Source organism: Streptomyces nojiriensis, from assembly GCF_017639205.1.
Taxonomy (GTDB): Bacteria; Actinomycetota; Actinomycetes; order Streptomycetales; family Streptomycetaceae; genus Streptomyces; species Streptomyces nojiriensis.
In genome coordinates, this window is the sequence record NZ_CP071139.1 from 6,214,229 (window position 1) to 6,238,727 (window position 24,499).

Sequence of the window (24,499 nt, forward strand, 5' to 3'; positions counted from 1 at the left end):
TTAAGACAGCCTTAAGGGGAGTGAGTGATCCACTCGCTGTGATCCTTTCCATGCGACGCGTCACCGCAGGTCAAGGCGTGCGCAGAGGTCCTCCGCTTGCCTCTCGCATATGACAGAACACCCCCTGGGAGTTGTTGAATCCGGGGGGTGTTTTCCTGTGGAACGGCCCGGGAGGGTCGGTCGGCCGTCCATGATGGGTGCATGGCGGGCCTGGAGGGTGTGGAACAGCCGCGGCAGCGCGGCAGCGCTTCGGCGGTACGGCTCACGGCGGCTGCTGAGGACGAACAGGGCCTCAAGGCGTTGGAGTCGTACGGAAATCCGGCCGAGGCCGAAGTGACACTGCCGTCCATGCCGGAATCGGCGAGCACCGCGCGCCGGCTCACCCAGTGCGTGGTGGTCCGCCTCTGGGGCCTCTCGCCGCAGATCGCCGAGCACGCCGTCCTGCTGGTCTCGGAGCTCGTGGGCAACGCGGTCCGGCACACCGGGGCCCGCTCCTTCGGCTTACGCATGCTGCGGCGCCGCGGCTGGATCCGGGTGGAGGTGCGCGACCCCTCGCGCGGGCTGCCCTGCCTGATGCCGGTCCATGAGCTGGACACCACCGGCCGGGGCCTCTTCCTCGTCGACAAGCTGTCCGACCGCTGGGGCGCGGACCTGCTGCCGCGCGGGAAGATCACCTGGTTCGAGATGCGGGTCGCCGACCGCCAGAACGCCTGACCCCCTGGAACGCCTGAAGCCCCCGTGCGCCGTGTGGGGCGATGAGGGGGCTCCATGGGTGCGCCGAGGATCCAAGGGGGTGTGATCCCCGGCGTGGCGACTTCGCTCGGGTCAATGGGAAGTCGTGGTTCCGACTATGGCAGACGAGGACCCGAACGCCAAAAGTCCCTACTTGGACATAAGTGGGCAAATAGTAAGACTTTCTAGCTAAATCCTAGGTGAGGTGGGCCACTCACCTCGTAATCTATGAATAAGTATCGACTGCTCTGTGTAAATCGTTGATCACATAGCGACCCGACCACCCGGTTGGCCCTTTTTGGCGACCGTCCTGAATTGGGTCAATCGTTATGTTCCGGGTCATCCACCCCTTAAATGGGCAAGTGCTCTCACAACCAGGCCGCCGCGCGGCCCTGCGCGTGGCCCTGCGCGCGGCCGCTCTCGGGACGGCCGGCGCCGCCGCGGCCGGTCTCACCGCCGCCTGCGGCCCGGGCCGGCCCGCCACCGCGCCCTCCGGCCCGCCGCCGGGTCCGGCCCGGCCGGCCCGCCCGGCACAGGTGGCTCCGGCCGCCGCCCCGCGCCGTTTCCCCGGGCAGCCCGTCGAGATCGGCCACGGTCCGCGCGACCGCCCCCGGGTCGCCCTCACCTTCCACGGCAACGGGGACCCCGCCATCGCCCGGGCGGTGCTGGCCGCGGCCGAGAAGGGGGGCGCGCGGGTCACCGTACTGGCCATCGGATCCTGGCTCGACGCACACCCGGAGCTGGCCCGCCGCATCCTCGACGGCGGTCACGAGCTCGGCAACCACACCCAGCGCCACCTCGCGATCAACGACCTGCCCGAGGCGCAGGCCCTCGCCGAGATCACCGGCTGCGCCCAGCGCCTCAAGCGGCTCACCGGCTCCATCGGCACCTGGTTCCGGCCCTCCCAGACCCAGTACGCGACCCCCCTCGTGCAGAAACTGGCCCAGCGGGCGGGCTACCCGCACGTCCTCTCGTACGACGTGGACTCCCTCGACTTCACCTCGCCCGGTGCCGCGGCCGTCATCCGCACCGTCACCGGGACGATCCGGCCCGGATCGGTGGTGAGCCTGCACTTCGGCTACGCGGACACGGTCGACGCGCTGCCCCCCCTCCTCGAAGAACTCGCGCGCCGCAACCTGCGCGCGGTGACCACCACGGAGCTGCTGACCCCATGACGACCACCCGCCTTCCCCGGACTGCCGGCGCGCTGCTGGCAGGTCTGGTCCTCGCCGCCCTGGCCGGCTGCGGATCAGCCGGCAAGGAACCCGCCGAGGCGCTCGGCACCAAGGGCCCGGCCAAGCCCGTCAAGGCCGCGCCGGCCGTCCCGCCCGGTCTGCCCGGCATGCCGCCCGTGCTCGATCCGAACGACGTCTACGCCGCGGACCGGCCGAACAAGCTCTCCCCCGTGGTCAAGGACTTCCCGTCCCGCGTCTACGTGCCGAACACCAACTCCAACACGGTGTCCGTCATCGACCCGGCGACCTACCAGGTCATCGACACCATCCCGGTCGGGGTCCAGCCCCAGCACGTGGTCCCCTCCTGGGACCTGAAGACCCTGTGGGTCAACAACAACCGCGGTCACACGCTCACCCCGATCAACCCGGCCACCGGCGAGGCCGGAAAGCCGGTCGAGGTGCACGACCCGTACAACCTGTACTTCACGCCGAACGGCAAGTACGCGATCGTCATGGCCTCCATGGACAAGGAGCTGGTCTTCCGCGACCCGCACACGATGGACCGGGTCAAGACGGTCCCCGTGACCTGCTACGGCGTCAACCACGCGGACTTCTCCGCCGACGGCCGCTACTTCATCGTGAGCTGCGAGTTCTCCGGCGAACTCCTCAAGGTCGACACCGAGCGCATGGAGGTCGTCGGCCAGCAGAAGCTGCCGTTCGAGGGCGCGATGCCGCAGGACGTCAAGGTCTCCCCGGACGGGAAGACCTTCTACGTCGCGGACATGATGGCGCACGGCATGTGGGTGCTCGGCGGGGACACGTTCGAGACCCCCAAACTGCTGCCCACCGGGAAGGGCTGCCACGGCCTCTACGTGAGCCGCGACTCCAAGGAGATGTACGTCTCCAACCGGGGCGAGGGCACCATCTCGGTCTTCAACTTCCCCGAGAACAAGCTCACCAAGAAGTGGACGCTGCCGGACGGCGGCAGCCCCGACATGGGCGGGGTCTCCGCCGACGGCAAGGTGCTGTGGCTGTCGGGCCGTTACAACTCCGAGGTCTACGCGCTCGACACGCAGACCGGCAAGCAGCTCGCCCGGATCCCGGTGGGCGGCGGACCGCACGGACTCGCCGTCTACCCGCAGCCCGGCCGCTACTCGCTCGGCCACACCGGCATCTTCCGCTAGGCCGTCCCTTCCGGATCCTGCCGGGCCGGACACAGCGGTGCCCCGGAAGCTCGCACAGCTCCCGGGACACCGCGCTCCGTTCGCCGGACGACGGGCTACCAGGCGACCGGAAGCCGCTCCGGAAGCCGCTTGATGAAGCCCGTACGCCAGACGAGGTTCTCGGCGGGCACCGCGAGCCGCAGCCCGGGCAGCCGCTCGACCAGCACCTCCAGCGCGATCTCGGCATGGGCCCGGCCCAGCGCGGACGCAGGGCAGAAGTGCCGGCCGGCGCCGAAGGCGAGGTGCGGGTTCGCGCTCTCGCGCTCCAGATCCAGCTCGTCCGGACGCTCGAAGGCCGCCGGATCGAAGTTGGCCCCTTCCAGGAGGACGAGGACGAGCTCCCCCTCCTTCACCGGCACGTCACCGACCTGGACGTCCGCCAGGGCGATGCGCGGCAGGCCGTCGCCGACGGACAGGTTCCAGCGCAGCAGCTCCTCCACCGCCCCGGCCATGCGTTCCGGGTGCCGGCGCAGGTACCCGATCAGCTCGGGCCGCTGGAGCAGCGCGAGCACCGCGAGCGTGAGGAACGCCGAGGTGGAGACCGCGCCCGCACCGAAGAGGGAGACGGCGACCGTCGCGAACATGTCGTCGGTCAGGTGCGCCGACTCCGGATCGGCCTCCTTCAGCCCGGCGAACCTCCCGAGGAGCCCCGTACGCTCCTCGGGGGCCAGTGCGAGCTGGTCGTTGAGCCGGCCGGCGAAGTAGCCCACGTCCTTGTACCAGTTGAGGGCGGAGTCGGCGAACGGCTCGCGCGCGGTCATGAACGCGACGTCCAGGCCCGACATCAGCCGGCGCCGGTCCTCGAACGGCACCCCCAGCACCTGGCAGTGCAGGGCGGCCGAGAAGGGGTCGGCGAAGCCCGCCCGGAGGTCCGCCGGGCCGCCCTCGGCGACGATCGCGTCGACGAGCTCGTGGGCCTTGGCGCGCAGCAGGTCCCGCAGCCCCTTCTGGCGGGGGTTCAGCGCCTTCATGACCGCGTTGCGCAGGCCCGCGCTGTTGATGTTGCCCATGTTGTTGACGACCTCGGGCGGGATCGTCAGCGCGTACTGGCGCGGGACCCCGGCGTTCGCCGTGTCCTTGAGGCTGAAGCGCTCGTCCTCCAGCACCTGCTTGGCCAGCGCGTAGCTGCTCACCAGCCAGGCCGGGTCCCCGGTGAGGGTGCGGACCCGGGCGACCGGTGCCTTCTCGCGCAGCCAGGCGCACTCCTGCGGGAGCACGTCACCGCGCCGGGAGAGCGGGAAGTCCAGGAGCGGCCGTTCCCCGTTCCCCGGGCCCTCAAGCTGCTCGACGCCCATCGGCGGTCCTTTCGGTCGGTGCGGGGTCCGCGGCGCTCCCGGGTGCGGTGGCCTCGGGCCGTACGACGGCGTACGCCTGGTTGCGGGTCGCGCGCAGGCCCCCGCCGCGGGCGAAGAGGACATCGGTCAGCGGCATCCTGACGTGGTACGCCGCCACCGAGGACGGCACGTCGAGAATGCTCGGGGTGTCCACGAAGAACGGCAGCTCGGCCGCCATGTAATCGAAACAGACCCGCAACTGCTCGTCCGTGATGGATTCACCTTCCGGCAACTTGGATCCAGCGAAATGCAGAGCCATTTCCTCGCAGCCCTTGCGGAATTCCTCGTCGGTCTCCAGGAAATGCAGGACGCGCCTGTGGAGTAGTTGGTAGACCGGGTTCGACCGGAATTCGGAGAGTGCCCGGACGCGGATTTCCACCCCTGGCGGGCCTGATTCCGCGACGCCCTTGAGGATCCGCCGCCGGACCGCCTTGATCTCTTTCGCCGCGCGCTTCTCCGCATGCTCCCGGGTGTGGCCGAAGGCGGCGAACATCCGGTCCACGTGGAGGTCCGCGTAGACGAAGTCGACCTGTGCGAACCGAGTCGTGGCCCATCGGGCCAGGTCGGCGATGCGTTCGGCGCTGAAATAGCTGTTTCCGGGACTCACGCCGATGAGCACATGGTCGCCGTCTTCCCAGATATGTCGGCAGGTGCGGGTGAAGGGCAGAACTTCGAATGATGCGTCAGCTGTGATCGTCATCTGATTGATCGCCCTTGTTGCCACTTGTCCCTGGGAGCCCTGCGCTCCTGGTGTGGCGGCAATGCCAGTACGTTATGCCGTGGCCCCGGAGTGTGACAAGTGGAATCTCCGTCTGTTTCGCCGGAATTGTTGATTCCGTATTACGGGTCGGTAATTGAAATGATTTCTGCCGCTCGAACGGGACCCGGGGCGTGGGCGGACCGCGGCGGCCGCTACCCTGAGCCGGTCAACAAGGCATCAAGAAGGAGTGGACCCAGTGGCGGACATCGAGAGCGCACGGACGACGTTCGGCAAGTTCGACGTGAACGGTGACGGCTTCGTCACGGCCGACGAGTTCAAGGCGGCCATGGCGGCCATGGGCGACCCGTTCGTCACCGGCCCCGTCGCGGACGCCGTGATCGCCGCCAAGGACACGAACGGCGACGGCCTGCTGAGCTTCGACGAGTTCTGGGCCTCCCTGAACAAGTAATCCCTCCGCTGCCGCCCCGCTCCGGACCGCCGGAGCGGGGCGGCAGCGTGCGTTCGGCGCCGGGTACCGGGGCCTTTGACCCCCGCGCGTCAGTCCTGCGACCCGGACATGTCCTCGACCTCGCCCAGGGCCTCCTCCAGCCAGTGCAGCCAGAACGTCTCCAGGGCGATCCCGCCGTGCAGCACGAGCCGCCGCAGCCGGTCCTCCACGGCGTCCCGCCCCGGCGGGAAGTCCTTCTCCTCGATGGCCTCGTACTGCGCGAGCTGGCGCCGGTGCAGCTCCAGATGGCGCCGCAGTTCGGGACCGAGCCCCTGCGGCCCCACGACGCCCGCCGCGCGGATCCGCAGCAGCAGCGGGTCGCGCATCGGCTTGGGGTCCTGGCTCTCGCCGACCCACCGGGCCAGCTCCGCGCCGCCGGCGGGCAGCACCTCGTACTCCTTCTTCTGCCCCCGCACGGGCACCTCGCTCGGCAGCTCCCGGATCAGCCCGGACTCCTCCAGCCGCCCCAGTTCGCGGTAGATCTGCTGGTGCGTCGCCGACCAGAAGTACCCGATCGACTTGTCGAACCGCCGGGTCAGCTCCAGCCCGGACGAGGGCTTCTCCAACAGGGCGGTGAGGATGGCGTGCGGCAGCGACATGGCGCCATCCTAGGTTTGCGGCGGCGCCGGGCCACCACCCCGTGTCCGTACGGCCGTCCCCGGACGGGCGCGGCCCGCTGGCGGCGCCGGGGTGCCGTGGCGAGGCTGGGGGTGTGGCTGCCGCATACGACTACTCGGACCTGACCGCCCTCTATGTGAACTGCACGCTCAAACGCTCACCCGAGACCAGCAACACCGAGGGCCTGATCGACCGGAGCCGCAGGGTCATGGAATCGGCCGGCACGAGGACCTCCCTCATCCGCGCCGTCGACCACGACATCGCGACCGGGGTCTGGCCCGACATGACCGAGCACGGCTGGGAGAGCGACCAGTGGCCGGTCCTCTACAGCCGGATCATGGACGCCGACATCCTCGTCCTGTGCGGCCCCATCTGGCTCGGGGACAACAGCTCCGTGATGAAGCAGGTCATCGAGCGGCTCTACGCCTGCTCCTCGCTGCTGAACGAGCGGGGCCAGTACGCCTACTACGGACGGGTCGGCGGCGCGCTGATCACCGGCAACGAGGACGGCGTCAAGCACTGCGCCATGAACATCCTCTACAGCCTCCAGCACCTCGGCTACGTGATTCCGCCGCAGGCCGACGCGGGCTGGATCGGCGAGGCCGGGCCCGGACCCTCCTACCTGGACCCCGGCTCGGGCGGCCCCGAGAACGACTTCACCAACCGCAACACCGCCTTCATGTCCTGGAACCTCATGCACCTGGCCGCCCTGCTCAAGCGCTCGGGCGGCATCCCGCCGCACGGCAACCAGCGCTCGCAGTGGGACGCGGGCTGCCGCTTCGACTTCCCCAACCCCGAGCACCGATGAGTTCTCCGCTCCGGAGCGGTCCCATGGTGGACGACCAGGCTGGAGGAAGCCCATGGAACAACTGCTGAGAGTCCAGAACTTCGCCGTGTCGCGCGACGGGTTCGGTGCAGGCGAGCACCAGAGCCTCGCGCGGCCGTTCGGCGACGCCGATCCCGGCGCACTGCTCGCCTGGGCCGGAGCCACCGCGAGCTGGCCCAACCGCACCGACCCCGGAGGGAGCCGGGGTCTCGACGACTACTTCACCCGGGACTTCTCGCACAACATCGGCGCCGAGATCATGGGCCGCAACAAGTTCGGTCCCCAGCGCGGGCCCTGGACCGACCACGACTGGCGCGGCTGGTGGGGTGAGGAGCCCCCGTTCCACACCCCGGTGTTCGTCATGACCCACCACACGCGCCCCTCGTTCACGCTCTCCGACACCACCTTCCACTTCGTCGACGCCGACCCGGCCACGGCCCTGGACCGGGCGCGGGAGGCCGCGCAGGGCAAGGACGTCCGGCTCGGCGGCGGGGCCACCACCATCCGGGAGTTCCTCGACGCCGACCTCGTCGACACCCTGCACGTGGCGGTCGCGCCGGTGGAGATCGGAGCCGGGGTCAGGCTCTGGGAGTCGCCCGAGGAGCTGCTCGACCGGTTCCACCTCGACGTCGTGCCCAGTCCGAGCGGTGTGACGCACCACCTGTTCTGGCGCAGATGACGGCCGGGCCCGGGGCGCGTGCGCCCCGGGCCCGGAGTCCGGCACCGGTTTCAGTGCGCGATGTCCACGACGAACCGCTCCGGCGAGTGCAGGGGGAACGCGCGGTAGTACGGCAGGGTGTCGAAGGCGGCGCCGAAGGTCACGTACCCCTCGTAGTCGCTGGTCAGGGCGATTCCCTTGAGCTTGCCGAGGTTGATCTGCTGCAGCTTGGGCCCGTGGTAGACGCTCCGCCCCGCGTCGTCGTGCGCGGCGGCGGGGTGGAGGCGGATCTCCAGGAAGTACTTCCCGGGCAGCGGCACGGGCTTGCCGGACCCGTCCTGGACCAGACGCGGGACGGGAGTGACGGTGACCGCGGGGACGTGGCCCTGGAGGTCGATGACGATGCGGTCGTACGTGGGGTGCCCGGCCCAGCGGGCGTCGACGACGAGCGGGGTCGGCGCCTGGGTGGCGGCGGCGGTGGTGGAGGCCGAGGCAGGTGCGGCGAAGGAGAGGCAGGCGGCGAGCAGGGCGCCGGTGGCCAGGGCCGCGAACTGCCGGAGACGGGTGTGGATCATGACGTCCCCTCGATTCTCGAGAGACGGGGACCGGTGGCACTGTCTGGGACGCCCAGGGGGGACCGCACGGTTCCGGTTCCACTCGCCCGCGGATCCCGGGATCCGCGGACGCGAGAGGGGCCCGGCACACGCGCCGGGCCCCTCTCCTGTCACGTGGTGTGCGTCAGCACTCGATGACGTTGACGGCGAGGCCGCCGCGGGCGGTCTCCTTGTACTTGACCTTCATGTCGGCGCCGGTCTCCTTCATGGTCTTGATGACCTTGTCGAGGGACACCTTGTGGCTGCCGTCGCCGCGCATCGCCATACGCGCCGCGGTGACGGCCTTGACCGCCGCCATGCCGTTGCGCTCGATGCAGGGGATCTGCACCAGACCGCCGACCGGGTCGCAGGTCAGGCCGAGGTTGTGCTCCATGCCGATCTCGGCCGCGTTCTCGACCTGCTCCGGGGTGCCGCCGAGGACCTCGGCGAGGGCGCCGGCCGCCATCGAGCAGGCGGAGCCCACCTCGCCCTGGCAGCCGACCTCGGCGCCGGAGATCGAGGCGTTCTCCTTGAAGAGCATGCCGATCGCGCCCGCGGCGAGGAGGAAGCGGACCACGCCGTCCTCGTCCGCGCCCGGCACGAAGTTCATGTAGTAGTGCAGCACGGCCGGCAGGACGCCCGCGGCGCCGTTGGTCGGCGCGGTCACCACCCGGCCGCCGGCCGCGTTCTCCTCGTTGACCGCCATCGCGTAGATCGTCGCCCACTCGCTGCGGTGCAGCATCGGGTCGCCCTCGGTGCGCAGCTGGCGCGCCGTGGCGGCGGCCCGGCGCTTGACCCGCAGGCCGCCCGGGAGGATCCCCTCGCGGGACATGCCGCGCGAGACGCAGGACTGCATGACGCGCCAGATCTCCAGGAGGCCCTCGCGGATCTCCTCCTCCGTGCGCCAGGCCTTCTCGTTCTCCAGCATCAGGGAGGAGATCGACAGGCCGGTCTCGTTCGCGAGGCGCAGCATCTCGTCGCCGGAACGGAAGGGGTACTTCAGCACCGTGTCGTCGAGCTTGATCCGGTCCTCGCCGACCGCGTCCTCGTCCACGACGAAGCCGCCGCCGACCGAGTAGTAGGTCTTCTCCAGCAGCGGGGTGCCGGCGCTGTCGTACGCGAAGAGCGTCATGCCGTTCGCGTGGTACGGCAGGGAGCGGCGGCGGTGCAGGATCAGCTGGTTCGGCTCGTCGAAGGCGATCTCGTGGACATCGCCTATCTCCGCGCCCAGCAGCCGCAGCCGGCCGCTCTTGCGGATGCGCTCGACCTCGTCGTCGGCGGTCTCGACGTTCACCGTGCGGGGGGAGTGGCCCTCCAGGCCGAGCAGCACCGCCTTGGGGGTGCCGTGCCCGTGGCCGGTCGCACCGAGGGATCCGAAGAGCTCGGCCCGGACGGAGGCGGTCTGGGCCAGCACGCCGTCCTTCTTCAGCCGCGTCACGAACATGCGCGCGGCCCGCATCGGACCGACCGTGTGGGAGGAGGAGGGACCGATACCGATGGAGAAGAGATCGAAGACGGAGATGGCCACGGTGGCGGACTCCCTTGTCTGCTCGTGGGGTGGGAGGGGGCAGGAGAGGAGAAGTGGATTATTCGGATTTTGTCCGGCAGACGAGCTTAACGCGGCGAAGTGAACGTCTCGGCTGTCGGACGAGGTGGGAAGGATTACGTGGACGGGTCGGCCGGGTGTCGGCCCGTGGCCCCGGGTGATCCACCGGGGCGGTGCGGAGCGCCGGGCGAGGTGCGCGCCGGTGCGGTACGGCGCGCGGGCCGGCAGGCGCGGCGGCGGTGTCGGGCGCCCACCGCGACCGGGCCGAGCGGTGTCGGGCCCCGGTCATGAGAAGGGCCCGGCCTGTGCGGGAACAAGGCCGGGCCCTTCCGTGGCCGTTGGCCGGACGCCGGTTAGAGCGTCGGGTACAGCGGGAACTTCGCGGCGAGCGCGGAGACGCGAGCCTTCAGGGCCTCGCTGTCGTACGCGGGCTTCAGCGCCTGCGCGATGATCTCGGCGACCTCGGTGAAGGCCTCGGCGTCGAAACCGCGGGTGGCCAGGGCCGGCGTACCGATCCGCAGACCCGAGGTGACCATCGGCGGCCGCGGGTCGTTCGGGATGGCGTTGCGGTTGACCGTGATGCCGACCTCGTGGAGGCGGTCCTCGGCCTGCTGACCGTCCAGCTCGGAGTTGCGCAGGTCGACCAGGACCAGGTGCACGTCGGTGCCACCGGTGAGGACGTCCACGCCCACGGCCTTGACGTCGTCCTGGACCAGGCGGGCGGCGAGGATCTTCGCACCCTCCAGGGTGCGCTCCTGGCGCTCCTTGAACTCGGGCGAGGCCGCGACCTTGAAGGAGACCGCCTTGGCCGCGATCACGTGCTCCAGCGGGCCGCCCTGCTGACCCGGGAAGACCGCGGAGTTGATCTTCTTGGCCAGCTCCTGCGTCGACAGGATGACACCGCCGCGCGGACCGCCGAGGGTCTTGTGCGTGGTGGTGGTGACGACGTGGGCGTGCGGCACCGGGTTCGGGTGCAGACCGGCGGCGACCAGGCCGGCGAAGTGCGCCATGTCGACCATCAGGTACGCGCCGACCTCGTCCGCGATGCGGCGGAAGGCGGCGAAGTCCAGCTGGCGCGGGTAGGCGGACCAGCCGGCGACGATCAGCTGCGGCTTGGACTCCTTGGCGAGGCGCTCGACCTCGGCCATGTCCACTTCGCCGGTCTCGTCGACGTGGTACGGGACCACGTTGTAGAGCTTGCCGGAGAAGTTGATCTTCATGCCGTGGGTCAGGTGACCGCCGTGGGCCAGGTTGAGGCCCATGATCGTGTCGCCCGGCTTCAGCAGCGCGAACATCGCGGCGGCGTTGGCCTGCGCACCGGAGTGCGGCTGGACGTTCGCGGCCTCGGCGCCGAACAGCGCCTTGATGCGGTCGATCGCGATCTGCTCGACGACGTCGACGTGCTCGCAGCCACCGTAGTAACGGCGGCCCGGGTAGCCCTCGGCGTACTTGTTGGTCAGGACCGAGCCCTGGGCCTCCATGACGGCGACGGGAGCGAAGTTCTCCGACGCGATCATTTCCAGGGTGGACTGCTGGCGCACGAGCTCGGCGTCGACGGCGGCGGCGACGTCCGGGTCGAGCTCGTGCAGCGGGGTGTTGAGAACAGACATCAGGATCCCCTGGGGTGTCAGTTGTCGGAGTGGGTGAGCGCGGCGTACTCCTCGGCGGAGAGCAGGTCGGCCGGCTCCTCCGCGATGCGCACCTTGAACAGCCAGCCACCCTCGAAGGGGGCGGTGTTGACGAGGGCCGGGTCGTCCACGACGTCCTGGTTGGCCTCGACGACCTCGCCGGTGACGGGGGAGTACAGGTCGCTGACCGACTTGGTCGACTCCAGCTCGCCACAGGTCTCGCCCGCGGTCACCGTGTCGCCGACCTCGGGGAGCTGGGCGTAGACGACGTCACCGAGCGCGTTGGCCGCGAACTCCGTGATGCCGACCGTCGCGACGCCGTCCTCGGCGGTCGACAGCCACTCGTGCTCCTTGCTGTAACGCAGCTGCTGGGGGTTGCTCATGACCTGATTCTCCTGGATGCGGGGGAGTGGATACGAACTGCGGTCTTGGGTACTGAGACGGCGCCGTACGGGTTCCCGGACGGCGGACGTGGTGCGTGGGGCTACTTCTGCCGCTTGTAGAACGGCAGCGCCACGACCTCGTACGGCTCATGCGTACCGCGAATGTCGACGCCGACGCCGGACGTGCCGGGCGCGGCGTGCGCCGCGTCCACGTACGCCATCGCGATCGGCTTGCCCAGCGTCGGGGACGGGGCGCCGGAGGTGACCTCGCCGATGACCTGGCCGTCGGCGACGACCGGGAACCCGGCGCGCGGGACGCGGCGGCCCTCGGCGATCAGGCCGACCAGCTTGCGCGGAGGAGCGGTGGCGGCGCGCTCGGCGGCGGCCTCCAGCGCGGCGCGGCCGACGAAGTCGCCCTCCTTCTCGAACTTCACGACCCGGCCCAGGCCCGCGTCGAACGGGGTGAGGGCGGTGGTCAGCTCGTGCCCGTACAGCGGCATGCCCGCTTCCAGGCGCAGGGTGTCGCGGCAGGACAGGCCGGCCGGGACCAGGCCGACGCCCTCGCCCGCCTTGGTCAGCGCCTGCCACAGCTCCACGGCGTGCTCGGGGGCGACGAACAGCTCGAAGCCGTCCTCGCCCGTGTAGCCGGTGCGCGCGATCAGCGCGGGCACGCCCGCGACGGTGCCCGGCAGGCCGGCGTAGTACTTCAGGCCGTCCAGGTCGGCGTCGGTCAGGGACGCCAGGATGCCGGGGGACTCCGGGCCCTGGACGGCGAGCAGCGCGTACGCGTCGCGGTCGTCGCGGACCTCGGTGTCGAAGCCGGCGGCGCGCTCGGTCAGGGCGTCCAGGACGACCTGGGCGTTGGAGGCGTTGGCGACGACCATGTACTCGGTCTCGCCGAGGCGGTAGACGATCAGGTCGTCGACGATCCCGCCGTCCTCCTGACAGATGTGCGTGTAGCGGGCGCGGCCGACGCCGACGGTGGAGATGTTGCCGACCAGGGCGTAGTCCAGGGCCTTGACGGCCTCCGGGCCGGTCAGCGTGATCTCGCCCATGTGGGACAGGTCGAAGAGACCGGCCTTGGTCCGTACGGCGTTGTGCTCGTCGCGCTCGCTGGCGTACCGCAGCGGCATGTCCCAGCCCGCGAAATCGGTCATGGTCGCACCGAGCGAGCGGTGCAGCGCATCGAGGGCGGTCAGGCGGGGGGCAGTGCTCATGGGTGTGGCTCCCGGGTCCCAGGGCATCGACATGACATGACGAGGACGTTCCTCCCCATCTGTCATCGGAACCTGAGAGGTTCGCCGAGAGTTCCGCCGATCGTCCGATCGCCGGTTCTTCTCATCGACTTGCACCTTGGGTGGAGCTGCGCAGCAGCTCGCTTTTCAGATCTGCCTCATCCACGCGGTACGGGGCCTGAGAGATTCAAGGGAGGTTCTTGCTCCTTCGGCGCCCGCGCACGGCCTTGCGGCGTGCCGGGACTCTCCCGCGCGGATTCAAGCGGCCGGTATGCAGTTGGTCCAGATGGCGCACATCATTGCACGCCATGCCCGAGATCGGGCGGCGGGGTCCGAAAGTTCGTACGGCCCTCCGAAGGGTCGGACCGGAACCGGGGCCGCCGGATTACCGTCTCTTTACACTCAGTGGGCAAGGGTCCTGGTGACCCGATTCGGGGGAGGCGAACACTGTGCGGAGATTCGGAGTGGTGACGACGACGGGAACCGTGGAGGCGGTGCCCGCGCAGCGCGGCGCGCGCGGGCGCGAGAGGGCGGCCGACCGAGGCCTCGGCCTCGTACGCGACCTGCGCGGCCCGGCCGTGCGCGCCCCGCACCGGCTCGGCTTCGCCGACGGCGACATCGTCGTGGTGTCCGGTCTGCCCGGCGGCGGCAAGAGCACGCTGATCAAGCGCGCGGCCGCCGAGGGCGGGGCCGTGGACTCCCAGGACACCCGTGAGCGCTGGGAGCACCGCATGCCCGCGGCGCTGCCGTACGCGGTGTACCGGCCGCTGGTGCGCGCCGCCCACTACTGGGGGCTGTGGCGGATCCTGCGCTCCGGGGCCTCCGTGGTCGTCCACGACTGCGGTACGCAGGCCTGGGTGCGCGGCCTGCTCGCGGCCGTCGCGCGCCGCCGGGGCCGGGCGCTGCACCTGCTCCTGCTGGACAGCAGCCCCGAGGAGGCCCTCTCCGGGCAGGCCGCGCGCGGCCGCCGGGTCTCCGCCTACGCCTTCGCCCGCCACCGGGGCGCGGTCACCCGGCTGCTGCGCGAGGCCGAAGCGGGCCGGCCGCCCGCGGGCTGTGCCTCGGCGACCCTGCTGGACCGGGCCTCCGCCGCGACGGTGACCCGCATCGCCTTCACCGCCTGACCGGATCAGGCCCCGCCGGGTGCGGCGCCGCTGCCGGGCTCTGCCCGGACCCGCTCCTCAAACGCCGGAGGGGCTGGATTTGCCGGCGTTTGAGGCGCGGGGTTCGGGGCGGAGCCCCGGCTCTCCTCGGCGCAGGCCGAACCCCGGCGGCGCGGCCGCGCGCGGGGCCGGTACCCTGCGGGGCGACACGCGGCGGGATCACGGAGGCACGGGACATGCAGGGCAGCGGCTGGCCGGGGAATGAGCTGGAGCAGGTGCTCGGGGCGGCGCTCGGGCAGCCGGACGCCGGGGGGCGGATCCTGGAGGTCCTCGGGCGCAGCCAGGTGTGGGTGCCCCTGCCCGGCGGGGGCGGCCCGACGACGGCCGGCCTCGACCTGCCCACCATGGACATCGGCGGGGCGGCGTACGTCCCCGTCTACAGCTCCGAGGCCCAGTTCCTCGCCTGCGTCGGCCCCGGCATGGACTTCGCGGTGGCTCCCGCCGTCGAGTTCGCCCGCGGCCTGCCCCCGCAGCTCGGCATCGCCGTCAATCCCGAGGGCGCCGTCGGCGTACCGCTCCCGCCGTCCGCCGTCGCGGAGCTGTGCCGCAGCGGCCGGACCCCGCTCGACGGCCCGGCCACCGGCGGCAGGGTCCGGCTCTTCGAGCCCGACTGGCAGGATGATCCGGTGGATTTCCTGGCCGCCGCCACCGAGGAGTTCCGGGCCACCGGGGTGGTCGCCGCCGCGTACCGCTGCCTCGCCAGCATCGAGGGCGGGGAGCCCCAGCTGTTCGTCGGTGTCCGCCTGGTGGGATGGGAACCCGAGATGCAGAGCGCGCCGATGGAGGCCCTCGGACGGGCCCTGACCCGGGTCCCGCCGCCGTGGCCCGTGCAGTTGATCCTGCTGGACGCCGCCCAGGACCCGGTCACGGACTGGATTCGTGAGCGCGTACGCCCCTTCTACCTGCCGTAGGGCCGCTTAAGCTGGTTACATCTCCTGGCCGCACGCGCGACTGCCGGTTCGGAGGAAACGCGTGGAGCGACGGGCGGACGAAGAGGGGTTCCGGGTGAGTGCGTCAGGCACGGCCGCGGCCGGGCAGGTCGAGCACATGATGCGCCAGGTGACTCCCGGGCGCTACGAGAGTTACGAGTCACTCCTGCACGCCCTCGCCGAGGGCCGGCTGTGGATGCTGCTCTGGCAGGGGCAGCCGGGCTCCGCGGACGCCCAGTACGGCGGCATGGAGGTCGACAGCCTCGGCTATGCGCCCTGTGTCACCTCCCCCCAGGAGCTGGCCGCCAGCGGCTGGAACCGGGGCTACGAGGTGGTCACCGGGCGGGACATCGCCCGCGCGCTGTACCCGGACCGCTGGGGTCTGTGGCTCAACCCGCACGCCCAGGGCGGCGGCCTCGGCGTGCCCTGGGCCGACCTGCGCCGGATCGCCACCGGCCTGGACCGGATGCCGGCCGGTCCGCTGCGCCTGTCCGAGCCCGCGATCGAGCTCCCGCAGTTCTACGGGCTGCTGACCCAGCACGCGCACCGCACCCCCGCGGTGCGGTCGCTGCGCCGCGCGTGGGTGCAGCCCGCGCTCGGCTCCCCGTACCTCGCGGTCGGGCTCGACCTGTACGACGCCTCCGCGCCCGCGCTGGAATCCGTACGGGAGATGATGCGGCAGTCGGTCGGGGTGGTCCCCGAGGGCGTCCCGGTGTGCACGGTCGCACTCGGGGACGAGCACGACCCCGTCGCCATGTGGCTGCGCGCCCAGACCCGCCCCTTCTACGACCGCGAGGGCCAGGCGCCGGCGTACTGACGCGATATCCGAATATCGAGACATCCTTCCCGAAGGCCGCACCGATCCCATCGGTGCGGCCTTCGGCATATCCGGTGAATCCGCCCAAGATCCATGCCCGAAAGGGCAGTTGGGCCGGATGTCCGTTCCGCGCAGAACGGGCGGTGTTTCACCGCTCAACAGATCCCGGGGTTCGGATAACGGAAGGTGTAGGCGTAGATCACGGTTGCGCATCACATCCCCGGGGGGTCTGGCGGGCGCTTGAGAGGGCGTTGAAGACTCCACCCCACCGAAGGCCGGTCCATCTCGCGAACACCAGCTCTTCACGTGCACTTCCGGCACATTTCGTGCCAATCGCACCACCAGCGACGCCGATTGAACCAAGCCGCCGCAGCGGCGGGCATGGGCCGACCGATGTCGGCCGAGAGGGGTCCCACCACGATGACGGCACCACTGCAGGACACCAGCGCGGCCGAGCCCGCAGCCGTGGCCACCTCCGAGGTTCCGCGCAAGGCGATCGAGGGACGTTCGCTCGGCCGTATCGCGTGGACCAGACTCAAGCGCGACAAGGTGGCGATGGCCGGCGGCATGGTCGTGCTGCTGCTGGTGGTCCTGGCCATGCTCTCGCAGCCGATCCAGTGGATGTTCGGGCTGGACCCGGACGCCCTGCACCAGGACCTCATCGACCCCTCCCTGGCCACCCCCGTCGGCTCCTTCGGCGGCATCAGCTGGGAGCACCCGCTGGGCGTGGAGCCGAAGTTCGGCCGCGACATCGCCACCCGCATCCTGGAAGGCTCCTGGGTCTCCCTGCTGGTCGCCTTCGGGTCGACCGTGGTCTCGGTGTTCATCGGCTCCGTGCTGGGCGTCATCGCCGGGTACTACGGCGGCTGGGCCGACACGGTGATCAGCCGCATGATGGACACCTTCCTCGCCTTCCCGCTGCTGCTCTTCGCGATCTCCATCTCGGCCGCCCTCCAGGGCGGGGCCTTCGGCCTCGAAGGACTGCCGCTGCACATCAGCGTGCTGATCTTCGTCATCGGCTTCTTCAGCTGGCCCTACATCGGACGCATCGTGCGCGGCCAGACCCTCTCCCTGCGCGAGCGGGAGTTCGTCGACGCGGCCCGCAGCCTCGGCGCCCGCGGCCCCTTCATCGTCTTCCGCGAGCTGCTGCCGAACCTGATGGCGCCGATCCTCGTCTACTCCACGCTCCTCATCCCGACCAACATCCTCTTCGAGGCCTCCCTGAGCTTCCTCGGCGTGGGCATCCAGCCGCCGCAGGCCTCATGGGGCGGAATGCTCAGCTCCGCCGTGGCCTACTACAAGGTCGACCCGATGTTCATGGTCGTCCCGGGCATGGCGATCTTCGTCACCGTGCTCGCCTTCAACCTCCTCGGCGACGGTCTGCGCGACGCCCTGGACCCCAAGAGCTCGCGCTGACCCTCCCGTTCCTCGGGCACCCGGCCGAGGCTCCGCCAGTACGCACCATCACTCCGAATCAGGGGGCATCACTCCGCCATGAGAAGCAGGTCGAGAACAGCCGCGGTGCTCGCCGCCGCCATCACCGTCGCCCTCACCGCCTCCGCCTGCAATGGTGGTGACAAGACCGGCGGCGACGACAAGTCGGCCGGCGCCAACGCCGCCGTCAAGGCCGTGGTCAACGCCTCGGACAAGAAGGGCGGGACGGTCGTCTACGAGGCGTCCGACACCCCCGACTCCTTCGACCCCGGCAACACGTACTACGGCTTCGTCTTCAACTTCAGCCGCCTGTACGCCCGTCCGCTGACCACCTTCGCGCCCGCCCCGGGCGCCGAGGGCAACAAGGTGGTCCCGGACCTCGCCGAGAGCCTCGGCGTGCCGAGCGACGGCGGCGCGACCTGGACCTACAAGCTGCGCAAGGGCGTCAAGTACAGCGACGGCTCGGCGGTCACGTCCAAGGACGTCAAGTACGCGGTCGAGCGCAGCAACTTCGCGCGTGACGTGCACTCCAACGGCCCGAACTACCTCGCGCAGTACCTCAAGAACAACGAAACCCCGTACGAGGGCCCGTACAAGGACAAGTCCGACACCGGGCTGCAGTCCATCGAGACCCCCGACGACCAGACGATCATCTTCAAGCTGAAGCAGCCCTTCGCCGAGTTCGACTACCTGCTGGCGAACCCGCAGTCGGCCCCCGTGCCGAAGGCCAAGGACAACGGCGCCGACTATGTGAAGAACATCGTCTCCTCGGGCTCGTACATGTTCGAGAGCTACGAGCACGACAAGCAGGCCGTCCTGGTCCGCAACCCCAACTGGGACGCCTCCACGGACCCGCTGCGCAAGCAGCTCCCGGAGAAGATCGTCGTCAAGCTGAAGGTCAACCAGGAGACGATCGACTCCAACCTGAAGGCCGGCAACACCCACATCGACATCGTCGGCAACGGTGTGGCCCAGCAGACCCAGACCGAGCTGCTGACCTCGAAGGACCCCAACACCGACAACGCCGAGGGTGGTCGCCTGGTCTACATGGCGATGAACACCAAGGTGGCGCCCTTCGACAACGTCGAGTGCCGCAAGGCGGTCCAGTACGCGATCGACAAGGTGTCGGTGCAGACCGCCTTCGGCGGCCCGATCCGCGGCGCCATCGCCAGCACCGTCCTGCCGACCGACATCCCGGGTCACGTGGACTTCAACACCTACAAGACCCCGGACGACAAGGGCGACGAGACCAAGGCGAAGGCCGCGCTGACCGCCTGCGGCCAGCCGAACGGCTTCGAGACCACCATCACCGCGCGCAACGACCGCGCCGGCGAGGTCGACATGGCCACGGCCATCCAGGCGTCCCTGAAGAAGATCGGGATCACGGTCAAGATCCAGCAGTTCCCGGCCGGCAAGTACTTCAGCGACTACGCGGGCGTCCCGAAGTTCACCGAGGACAACAAGATCGGCCTCATGATGATGCAGTGGGGCGCCGACTGGCCGAGCGGCTTCGGCTTCCTCCAGCAGGTCGTCCACGGTGACTCGATCAGCAAGACGGGCAACACCAACCTGTCGCAGCTGAACGACCCCGAGATCAACAAGATGCTGAACGACAACATCGCCAACACCGACTCCGCCGCCCGCGAGAAGGTCTACGGCGAGATCGACAAGAAGGTCATGGACCAGGCGGTCATCGTGCCCCTGACCTACTTCAAGGTCCTGCACTACCGCTCGCCCAAGCTCACCAACGTGGTCTCCAACCCGGCGTGGAGCGGTCAGTACGACTACCTCAACATCGGCCTGAAGTAACCCCGGACGTCAAGTCCTCAGGCAGTTCGACCCTCTCAGCCAGATCTGCCAGAACCGTGGAAGGCAGGTGAAGGCAGCAGTGCGCGCGCCGGTCCGTCCCGCGCCCCCGACCGGGGTGCGGGGCGGACCGGCGGACGCCGAAGCCGACCCCCGTGTTTGTGTACATCGTCCGGCGGCTGTTCGCCGCGGTGTTCCTGCTGCTTGTTGTCAGCGCGATCACCTTCGCGATCTTCTTCCTGCTGCCCCGGCTGGCCGGCGGCACGGCCGACTCGCTGGCCACCCAGTACGTCGGCAAGAACCCCTCGCCCGAATCCATCGCCGCGGTCAAGAAGAACCTCGGCTTCGACCAGCCTCTGTACTCGCAGTACTGGGACTTCCTGCGGGGCATCTTCGCGGGCCGCGAGTTCAACTACGGCCCCGATCCCTCGCAGTGCAACGCCCCCTGCCTCGGCTACTCCTTCAAGGACCACGTCGAGGTCTGGCCCGACATCGTCAACCGGCTCCCCATCACCGCCTCCCTCACCCTGGGAGCGGCCGTCATCTGGCTGATCACCGGTGTGACCACGGGCGTGGTCTCGGCCCTGCGCCCGGGCTCGCTCTTCGACCGGCTCGCGATGGGCGTGGCCCTCGCCGGCGTCTCGCTGCCGATGTTCTTCACCGGCACGCTCTCGCTGGCCGTATTCGTCTTCAACTGGCCCGTGTTCACCAATGTGTACGTGGACTTCTCCGAGGATCCGGCCGCCTGGTTCCAGGGGCTGGTCCTGCCCTGGAGCACGCTGGCCTTCCTCTACTCCGCGCTCTACGCCCGGCTCACCCGGGCCGGAATGCTGGAGACCATGAGCGAGGACTACATCCGCACCGCGCGCGCCAAGGGCCTGCGCGAACGGGTGGTCATCACCCGCCACGGGCTGCGCTCCGCGCTGACCCCGATCGTGACCATCTTCGGCATGGACTTCGGGCTGCTCCTCGGCGGCGCCATCGTCACCGAGACGGTCTTCTCGTACCACGGCATCGGTGAGTACGCGTACCACGCCATCGCGGTGAACGACCTGCCGAAGATCCTCGGGGTGACCCTCTTCGCCGGAGCCTTCATCGTGCTGTGCAACCTGGTGGTGGACCTCGTCTACGCCATCATCGACCCGAGGGTGAGGCTGTCGTGACCGATCCGACTCCGAAGGGGAACGAGGCCGGCGCTGCCGCTGCCGCCGCCGACCGTGCCGCGCACACCGCCACCGCCACGGCGCCCGTGGCGGGACCGGGCGACGGCCCTCCCTCCGAGGCCTTCCTCGACGTACGCGACCTCAAGGTCCACTTCCCCACCGACGACGGCCTCGTCAAGTCCGTCGACGGGCTCTCCTTCCAGCTGGAGAAGGGCCAGACCCTCGGCATCGTGGGCGAGTCCGGCTCCGGCAAGTCCGTCACCTCGCTGGCCGTCATGGGCCTGCACCGGGCGGGCAACGCCGACCGCTCCAACGTCGAGATGTCGGGCGAGATATGGCTCGGGGGCAGGGAACTGCTCTCCGCCGATCCCGAGGAGGTGCGCCGGCTGCGGGGCCGCGACATGGCGATGATCTTCCAGGACCCGCTGAGCGCGCTGCACCCGTACTACACGATCGGCTCCCAGATCGTGGAGGCGTACCGCGTCCACAACGACGTGGACAAGAAGACGGCGCGCAGGCGGGCCGTCGAGATGCTCGACCGGGTGGGCATCCCCGAGCCGGGCAAGCGCGTCGACGACTATCCGCACCAGTTCTCCGGCGGCATGCGCCAGCGCGCGATGATCGCGATGTCGCTCGTCAACAACCCCGACCTGCTGATCGCGGACGAGCCGACCACGGCGCTGGACGTCACCGTGCAGGCGCAGATCCTGGACCTGATCCGCGATCTGCAGAAGGAGTTCGGCTCCGCCGTCATCATGATCACGCACGACCTCGGCGTCGTCGCGGAGATGGCCGACGAGATCCTCGTGATGTACGGCGGCCGGTGCGTCGAGCGGGGCACCGCCGAGAAGGTGTTCTACGAGCCCCGCCACCCCTACACCTGGGGCCTGCTGGGCTCGATGCCGCGCATCGACCGCGAGCAGAGCGAGCGCCTCATCCCGGTCAAGGGCTCCCCGCCCAGCCTCATCAACATCCCCGACGGCTGCGCCTTCAACCCGCGCTGCCCGTACGCCGACGTGCCCAAGGGCAACGTGACGCGTACGGTCCGGCCCGAGCTCACCCAGGACGACAGCCGCCACTGGTCCGCCTGCCACATGCCGCAGGAAGAGCGGACCCGGATCTGGACCGAAGAGATTGCGCCGAAGCTGTGACCGAGACGCCTGACACGAAGAAGCCGGAAACGGTGGTCATTCCCGCGCAGGCCACGGACTCTCCCGAGGTCCTGCTCAAGGTCACCGGCCTGGCGAAGCACTTCCCCATCACCAAGGGGCTGATCCGGCGCCAGGTGGGCGCGGTCAAGGCCGTCGACGGCCTCGACTTCGACGTCCGGCGCGGGGAGACCCTCGGCATCGTCGGCGAGTCCGGCTGCGGGAAGTCGACCATGGGCCGGCTGATCACGCGGCTGCTGGAGCCGACCGGCGGCTCCATCGAGTTCGAGGGCAAGGACATCACGCACCTCGGGGTGTCGGGCATGCGCCCGCTGCGCCGTGACGTACAGATGATCTTCCAGGACCCGTACGGCTCGCTGAACCCCCGCCACACGGTGGGCACCATCGTCAGCGCGCCGTTCAAGCTCCAGAAGGTCACCCCGGAGGGCGGGCTCAAGGCGGAGGTCCAGCGGCTGCTCTCGCTCGTGGGCCTCAACCCCGAGCACTACAACCGCTACCCGCACGAGTTCTCCGGCGGCCAGCGCCAGCGCATCGGCATCGCGCGGGCCCTGGCGCTGAAGCCGAAGCTGGTGGTCGCGGACGAGCCCGTCTCGGCGCTGGACGTGTCGATCCAGGCCCAGGTGGTGAACCTGCTGGACGACCTCCAGGACGAACTCGGGCTCACCTACGTGATCATCGCGCACGACCTGTCGGTCATCCGGCACGTCTCGGACCGCATCGCCGTGATGTACCTCGGAAAGATCGTCGAGCTGGCCGACAACAAGGGGCTGTACGGGGCGCCCATGCACCCCTACACCACGGCCCTGATGTCGGCCGTGCCGGTGCCGGACCCGAGGCGGCGCGGTGCCAAGAGCGGCCGCATCCTGCTCAAGGGCGACGTCCCGTCACCGATCTCGCCGCCGAGCGGCTGCCGCTTCCACACCCGGTGCTGGAAGGCCACGCAGATCTGCGCGACGCAGGAGCCGCCGCTGCTGGCGCTGAAGCCGGGCCACCAGGTGGCCTGCCACCACCCGGAGAACGCCCCCGACCAGGCACCGGGCGACCAGCCCCTGCCGGGCGCGGCGGACGCGGTGGCCAAGGTCACGGAGTGACGGGAACGCCGGCGGGGCCGTGCTGTTTCAGCCCCGCCGGCGTTTGAGGCGCGGGGGTTCGGGGGCAGCGCCCCCGCAACGGCGCCGCACGGCACACCCGGCACACCCGGCCTCGGTGGAGCCCCGCATTCCGCCGAGCCCGCCGCAGGTGACAATGGCCCGGTGCTCCACGATCTCTTCCCGCCCGGGATCCAGCATGCCCTGGATCTCGCCGGCATCTTCGTCTTCGCCACCGCAGGCGCCCTGCTCGCCGTCCGCAAGAACTTCGACGTCTTCGGCATCGCCGTCCTCGCGCTCGTCACGGCCCTGGGCGGCGGTCTCTTCCGGGACATCGTCATCGGCGCCGTGCCGCCCGCCGCCTTCGGCGAGCTCAGCTTCTTCGTGACCCCGCTGATCGCCGCCGCGATCGTCTACTTCCTGCACCCCGAGGTCCAGCGGATCAACCGCGCCATCAACGTCTTCGACGCGGCCGGCCTCGGGCTGTTCTGCGTGACGGGTACGACCAAGGCCTACGAGTTCGGCCTCGGCCTCACCGCCTCCGCGGCGCTCGGCGTGACCACGGCCGTCGGCGGCGGCGTCCTGCGCGACGTGCTGGTCAACGAGGTGCCCTCGCTGCTGCGCGACCGCGAGATGTACGCCGTCCCCGCGCTGGTCGGCGCCTCGATGGTGGCCGTCTTCATCAGCATGCACGCCCTCAACGGCATCACCACCGGCCTCGCGATCGTCACCACCTTCGTCCTCCGCCTCCTTGCCATGCGCTACCACTGGCGGGCTCCGCTGGCCTGGAACAGGCGGTCGTCGGTGGCCGAAGAGCCGTAACAATAGAAAGCTACCGCTTAGTAGCAAGCCGGTGTACCGTCGTTTACATGTCACACGCAGCTGCCAAGGCCTCCATCGGCGACAGTGAGTTCGACCGCGACACCGCCATCACCGCACGCGCGGGCGAGCCCGGGGTGTACGACGCGGAACTCTCCGCCGGATGGACGATCATCGCCGCCGTGAACGGCGGCTACCTGCTGGCCCTGGTCGGCCGGGCCCTGTCTGCGGCCCTCCCGCACCCGGACCCGTTCACCGTCTCCGCGCACTACCTGACCTCCTCCGTGCCCGGCCCCGCCGTGATCCGCACCCAGGTCGTCCGCGTCGGCCGCACCCTCTCCACCGGCCAGGCCTCGCTGTTCCAGTACGACGAGAGCGGCGCCGAAATCGAGCGCATCCGCGTCCTCGCCTCCTACGGCGACCTCGCGGCCCTGCCGGACGACGTACGCACCGTCGCCGTGCCGCCCGCCATCCCCGCCTACGAGGACTGCATCGGCCCCGAGGCCGGCCCGGCCCCGATCCCCGGCAGCTCCGCCATCGTGGACCGGCTCCGGCTCCGGCTGGACCCGGCGACCGCCGGGTGGGCCGTCGGCGCGCCCTCAGGAAAGGGCGAGATGCGGGCCTGGTTCGAGCTGGCCGACGGCCGCGACGCCGACCCGCTCTCCATGCTCCTGGCCGTCGACGCGCTCCCGCCGACCGCCTTCGACATGGGCCTGGTGGCCTGGACCCCGACGGTGGAACTCACCACCCACGTCCGCCGCCGCCCGGCCCCCGGCCCGCTCCGGGTCTCCATCACCACCCGCAACCTGGCCGGCGGCTTCCTGGAGGAGGACGCCGAGGTCTGGGACTCCTCGGACCACCTGGTCGCGCAGTCCCGCCAACTGGCCCGCGCCCTGCGCCCGGCCTGACCCCGGCCCGGCCCCGGCCCGCCCCCGGCCCGGCGGTTCCGACG

At 70.2% G+C, this 24,499-nt stretch carries 24 protein-coding genes and 1 riboswitch; of the genes, 16 read left to right on the top strand and 8 right to left on the bottom strand.

The genetic code is table 11. From position 1 onward, the window contains the following. Positions 1-201: 201 nt before the first annotated feature. The 3 genes from JYK04_RS29065 to JYK04_RS29075 all read left to right on the top strand — a co-directional run bounded on the left by JYK04_RS29065 (position 202) and on the right by JYK04_RS29075 (position 3,091). Positions 202-714 (top strand): ATP-binding protein, encoded by a 513-nt coding sequence (locus JYK04_RS29065; protein ID WP_189742958.1) that lies wholly within the window; start codon positions 202-204, stop codon positions 712-714. Between the two features lie 347 nt (positions 715-1,061). Further along, complete coding sequence (locus JYK04_RS29070; RefSeq protein WP_189742956.1) at positions 1,062-1,907, top strand: polysaccharide deacetylase family protein; 846 nt, start codon at positions 1,062-1,064, stop codon at positions 1,905-1,907. Beyond that, positions 1,904-3,091: a YncE family protein gene (locus JYK04_RS29075; RefSeq protein WP_189742954.1), complete on the top strand. Its 1,188-nt coding sequence runs from the start codon at positions 1,904-1,906 to the stop codon at positions 3,089-3,091. The genes JYK04_RS29070 and JYK04_RS29075 overlap by 4 nt, the downstream gene beginning before the upstream one ends. A gap of 95 nt (positions 3,092-3,186) precedes the next feature. On the opposite strand, the gene JYK04_RS29080 is transcribed toward JYK04_RS29075, so the two are convergent. Together JYK04_RS29080 and JYK04_RS29085 are read right to left on the bottom strand one after the other, a co-directional pair. Next, positions 3,187-4,425, bottom strand: a complete 1,239-nt coding sequence (locus JYK04_RS29080) for a cytochrome P450 (RefSeq protein ID WP_189742951.1) — start codon at positions 4,423-4,425, stop codon at positions 3,187-3,189. Then, the gene (locus JYK04_RS29085; protein WP_189742949.1) at positions 4,406-5,164 is read right to left on the bottom strand and encodes a tRNA-dependent cyclodipeptide synthase; all 759 of its coding nucleotides are present in this window, start codon (positions 5,162-5,164) and stop codon (positions 4,406-4,408) included. Before JYK04_RS29085 ends, JYK04_RS29080 begins: the two co-directional genes overlap by 20 nt. Before the next feature lie 256 nt (positions 5,165-5,420). Here JYK04_RS29085 and JYK04_RS29090 point away from each other — a divergent pair, with 256 nt between their 5' ends. Continuing rightward, positions 5,421-5,633 (top strand): EF-hand domain-containing protein, encoded by a 213-nt coding sequence (locus JYK04_RS29090; protein ID WP_030763906.1) that lies wholly within the window; start codon positions 5,421-5,423, stop codon positions 5,631-5,633. A gap of 89 nt (positions 5,634-5,722) precedes the next feature. On the opposite strand, the gene JYK04_RS29095 is transcribed toward JYK04_RS29090, so the two are convergent. After that, the gene (locus JYK04_RS29095) at positions 5,723-6,271 is read right to left on the bottom strand and encodes a PadR family transcriptional regulator (protein ID WP_189742947.1); all 549 of its coding nucleotides are present in this window, start codon (positions 6,269-6,271) and stop codon (positions 5,723-5,725) included. Positions 6,272-6,384: 113 nt separating this feature from the next. Here JYK04_RS29095 and JYK04_RS29100 point away from each other — a divergent pair, with 113 nt between their 5' ends. Continuing rightward, positions 6,385-7,098, top strand: a complete 714-nt coding sequence (locus JYK04_RS29100) for a flavodoxin family protein (protein WP_189742945.1) — start codon at positions 6,385-6,387, stop codon at positions 7,096-7,098. Positions 7,099-7,150: 52 nt separating this feature from the next. Continuing rightward, positions 7,151-7,795, top strand: coding sequence for a dihydrofolate reductase family protein (locus JYK04_RS29105; protein ID WP_189742943.1), 645 nt, complete (start codon positions 7,151-7,153; stop codon positions 7,793-7,795). 50 nt (positions 7,796-7,845) lie between these two features. Here the strand turns inward: JYK04_RS29105 and JYK04_RS29110 are convergent, their stop codons facing one another. The 5 genes from JYK04_RS29110 to gcvT form a co-directional block, all read right to left on the bottom strand. Then, positions 7,846-8,346: an AMIN-like domain-containing (lipo)protein gene (locus tag JYK04_RS29110; protein ID WP_425282278.1), complete on the bottom strand. Its 501-nt coding sequence runs from the start codon at positions 8,344-8,346 to the stop codon at positions 7,846-7,848. 166 nt (positions 8,347-8,512) lie between these two features. Beyond that, entirely contained in the window at positions 8,513-9,895 is a 1,383-nt protein-coding gene (locus JYK04_RS29115) for an L-serine ammonia-lyase (RefSeq protein WP_189742939.1), read from the bottom strand. 371 nt (positions 9,896-10,266) lie between these two features. Beyond that, positions 10,267-11,523 (bottom strand): serine hydroxymethyltransferase, encoded by a 1,257-nt coding sequence (glyA, locus tag JYK04_RS29120; protein ID WP_030763890.1) that lies wholly within the window; start codon positions 11,521-11,523, stop codon positions 10,267-10,269. Between the two features lie 17 nt (positions 11,524-11,540). Then, the gene (gene gcvH, locus JYK04_RS29125; protein ID WP_189742936.1) at positions 11,541-11,924 is read right to left on the bottom strand and encodes a glycine cleavage system protein GcvH; all 384 of its coding nucleotides are present in this window, start codon (positions 11,922-11,924) and stop codon (positions 11,541-11,543) included. Positions 11,925-12,025: 101 nt separating this feature from the next. Then, positions 12,026-13,141 carry a glycine cleavage system aminomethyltransferase GcvT gene (gcvT, locus tag JYK04_RS29130; protein WP_189742934.1) on the bottom strand — a complete coding sequence of 372 codons (1,116 nt, stop codon included), beginning with the start codon at positions 13,139-13,141 and terminating at the stop codon, positions 12,026-12,028. A 175-nt stretch (positions 13,142-13,316) separates the two neighbouring features. After that, positions 13,317-13,420, bottom strand: a riboswitch (glycine riboswitch). 206 nt (positions 13,421-13,626) lie between these two features. Between gcvT and JYK04_RS29135 the strand changes: the two genes are divergently transcribed. From JYK04_RS29135 to JYK04_RS29180, 10 genes are all read left to right on the top strand, one after another. Beyond that, the gene (locus JYK04_RS29135) at positions 13,627-14,283 is read left to right on the top strand and encodes a P-loop nucleotide/nucleoside kinase family protein (protein WP_229876338.1); all 657 of its coding nucleotides are present in this window, start codon (positions 13,627-13,629) and stop codon (positions 14,281-14,283) included. 215 nt (positions 14,284-14,498) lie between these two features. Further along, entirely contained in the window at positions 14,499-15,233 is a 735-nt protein-coding gene (locus JYK04_RS29140; RefSeq protein ID WP_189742930.1) for an enhanced serine sensitivity protein SseB, read from the top strand. Positions 15,234-15,327: 94 nt separating this feature from the next. Continuing rightward, positions 15,328-16,068: an enhanced serine sensitivity protein SseB C-terminal domain-containing protein gene (locus JYK04_RS29145; protein ID WP_189742928.1), complete on the top strand. Its 741-nt coding sequence runs from the start codon at positions 15,328-15,330 to the stop codon at positions 16,066-16,068. Positions 16,069-16,488: 420 nt separating this feature from the next. Continuing rightward, positions 16,489-17,484, top strand: coding sequence for an ABC transporter permease (locus JYK04_RS29150; RefSeq protein ID WP_189742926.1), 996 nt, complete (start codon positions 16,489-16,491; stop codon positions 17,482-17,484). 78 nt (positions 17,485-17,562) lie between these two features. Then, positions 17,563-19,311 carry an ABC transporter substrate-binding protein gene (locus JYK04_RS29155; RefSeq protein WP_189742924.1) on the top strand — a complete coding sequence of 583 codons (1,749 nt, stop codon included), beginning with the start codon at positions 17,563-17,565 and terminating at the stop codon, positions 19,309-19,311. Between the two features lie 152 nt (positions 19,312-19,463). Continuing rightward, entirely contained in the window at positions 19,464-20,471 is a 1,008-nt protein-coding gene (locus JYK04_RS29160; RefSeq protein WP_189742922.1) for an ABC transporter permease, read from the top strand. 86 nt (positions 20,472-20,557) lie between these two features. Continuing rightward, complete coding sequence (locus JYK04_RS29165) at positions 20,558-21,622, top strand: ABC transporter ATP-binding protein (RefSeq protein ID WP_229876366.1); 1,065 nt, start codon at positions 20,558-20,560, stop codon at positions 21,620-21,622. A gap of 32 nt (positions 21,623-21,654) precedes the next feature. Then, positions 21,655-22,731 carry an ABC transporter ATP-binding protein gene (locus JYK04_RS29170; RefSeq protein ID WP_189743223.1) on the top strand — a complete coding sequence of 359 codons (1,077 nt, stop codon included), beginning with the start codon at positions 21,655-21,657 and terminating at the stop codon, positions 22,729-22,731. 162 nt (positions 22,732-22,893) lie between these two features. Continuing rightward, positions 22,894-23,550 carry a trimeric intracellular cation channel family protein gene (locus JYK04_RS29175; RefSeq protein ID WP_189742918.1) on the top strand — a complete coding sequence of 219 codons (657 nt, stop codon included), beginning with the start codon at positions 22,894-22,896 and terminating at the stop codon, positions 23,548-23,550. A gap of 47 nt (positions 23,551-23,597) precedes the next feature. Beyond that, positions 23,598-24,455 carry a thioesterase family protein gene (locus JYK04_RS29180; RefSeq protein ID WP_189742916.1) on the top strand — a complete coding sequence of 286 codons (858 nt, stop codon included), beginning with the start codon at positions 23,598-23,600 and terminating at the stop codon, positions 24,453-24,455. Positions 24,456-24,499: the final 44 nt, after the last annotated feature.

Bases quoted from the DNA above. Each gene is read 5' to 3' on its own strand.
- gcvH (WP_189742936.1), bottom strand. From the start codon at position 11,924: ATGAGCAACCCCCAGCAGCTGCGTTACAGCAAGGAGCACGAGTGGCTG.
- JYK04_RS29075 (WP_189742954.1), top strand. From the start codon at position 1,904: ATGACGACCACCCGCCTTCCCCGGACTGCCGGCGCGCTGCTGGCAGGT.
- JYK04_RS29080 (WP_189742951.1), bottom strand. From the start codon at position 4,425: ATGGGCGTCGAGCAGCTTGAGGGCCCGGGGAACGGGGAACGGCCGCTC.
- JYK04_RS29070 (WP_189742956.1), top strand. From the start codon at position 1,062: ATGTTCCGGGTCATCCACCCCTTAAATGGGCAAGTGCTCTCACAACCA.
- JYK04_RS29085 (WP_189742949.1), bottom strand. From the start codon at position 5,164: ATGACGATCACAGCTGACGCATCATTCGAAGTTCTGCCCTTCACCCGC.
- glyA (WP_030763890.1), bottom strand. From the start codon at position 11,523: ATGTCTGTTCTCAACACCCCGCTGCACGAGCTCGACCCGGACGTCGCC.
- JYK04_RS29065 (WP_189742958.1), top strand. From the start codon at position 202: ATGGCGGGCCTGGAGGGTGTGGAACAGCCGCGGCAGCGCGGCAGCGCT.
- JYK04_RS29150 (WP_189742926.1), top strand. From the start codon at position 16,489: ATGACGGCACCACTGCAGGACACCAGCGCGGCCGAGCCCGCAGCCGTG.
- JYK04_RS29155 (WP_189742924.1), top strand. From the start codon at position 17,563: ATGAGAAGCAGGTCGAGAACAGCCGCGGTGCTCGCCGCCGCCATCACC.
- JYK04_RS29095 (WP_189742947.1), bottom strand. From the start codon at position 6,271: ATGTCGCTGCCGCACGCCATCCTCACCGCCCTGTTGGAGAAGCCCTCG.
- JYK04_RS29105 (WP_189742943.1), top strand. From the start codon at position 7,151: ATGGAACAACTGCTGAGAGTCCAGAACTTCGCCGTGTCGCGCGACGGG.
- JYK04_RS29180 (WP_189742916.1), top strand. From the start codon at position 23,598: ATGTCACACGCAGCTGCCAAGGCCTCCATCGGCGACAGTGAGTTCGAC.
- JYK04_RS29140 (WP_189742930.1), top strand. From the start codon at position 14,499: ATGCAGGGCAGCGGCTGGCCGGGGAATGAGCTGGAGCAGGTGCTCGGG.
- gcvT (WP_189742934.1), bottom strand. From the start codon at position 13,141: ATGAGCACTGCCCCCCGCCTGACCGCCCTCGATGCGCTGCACCGCTCG.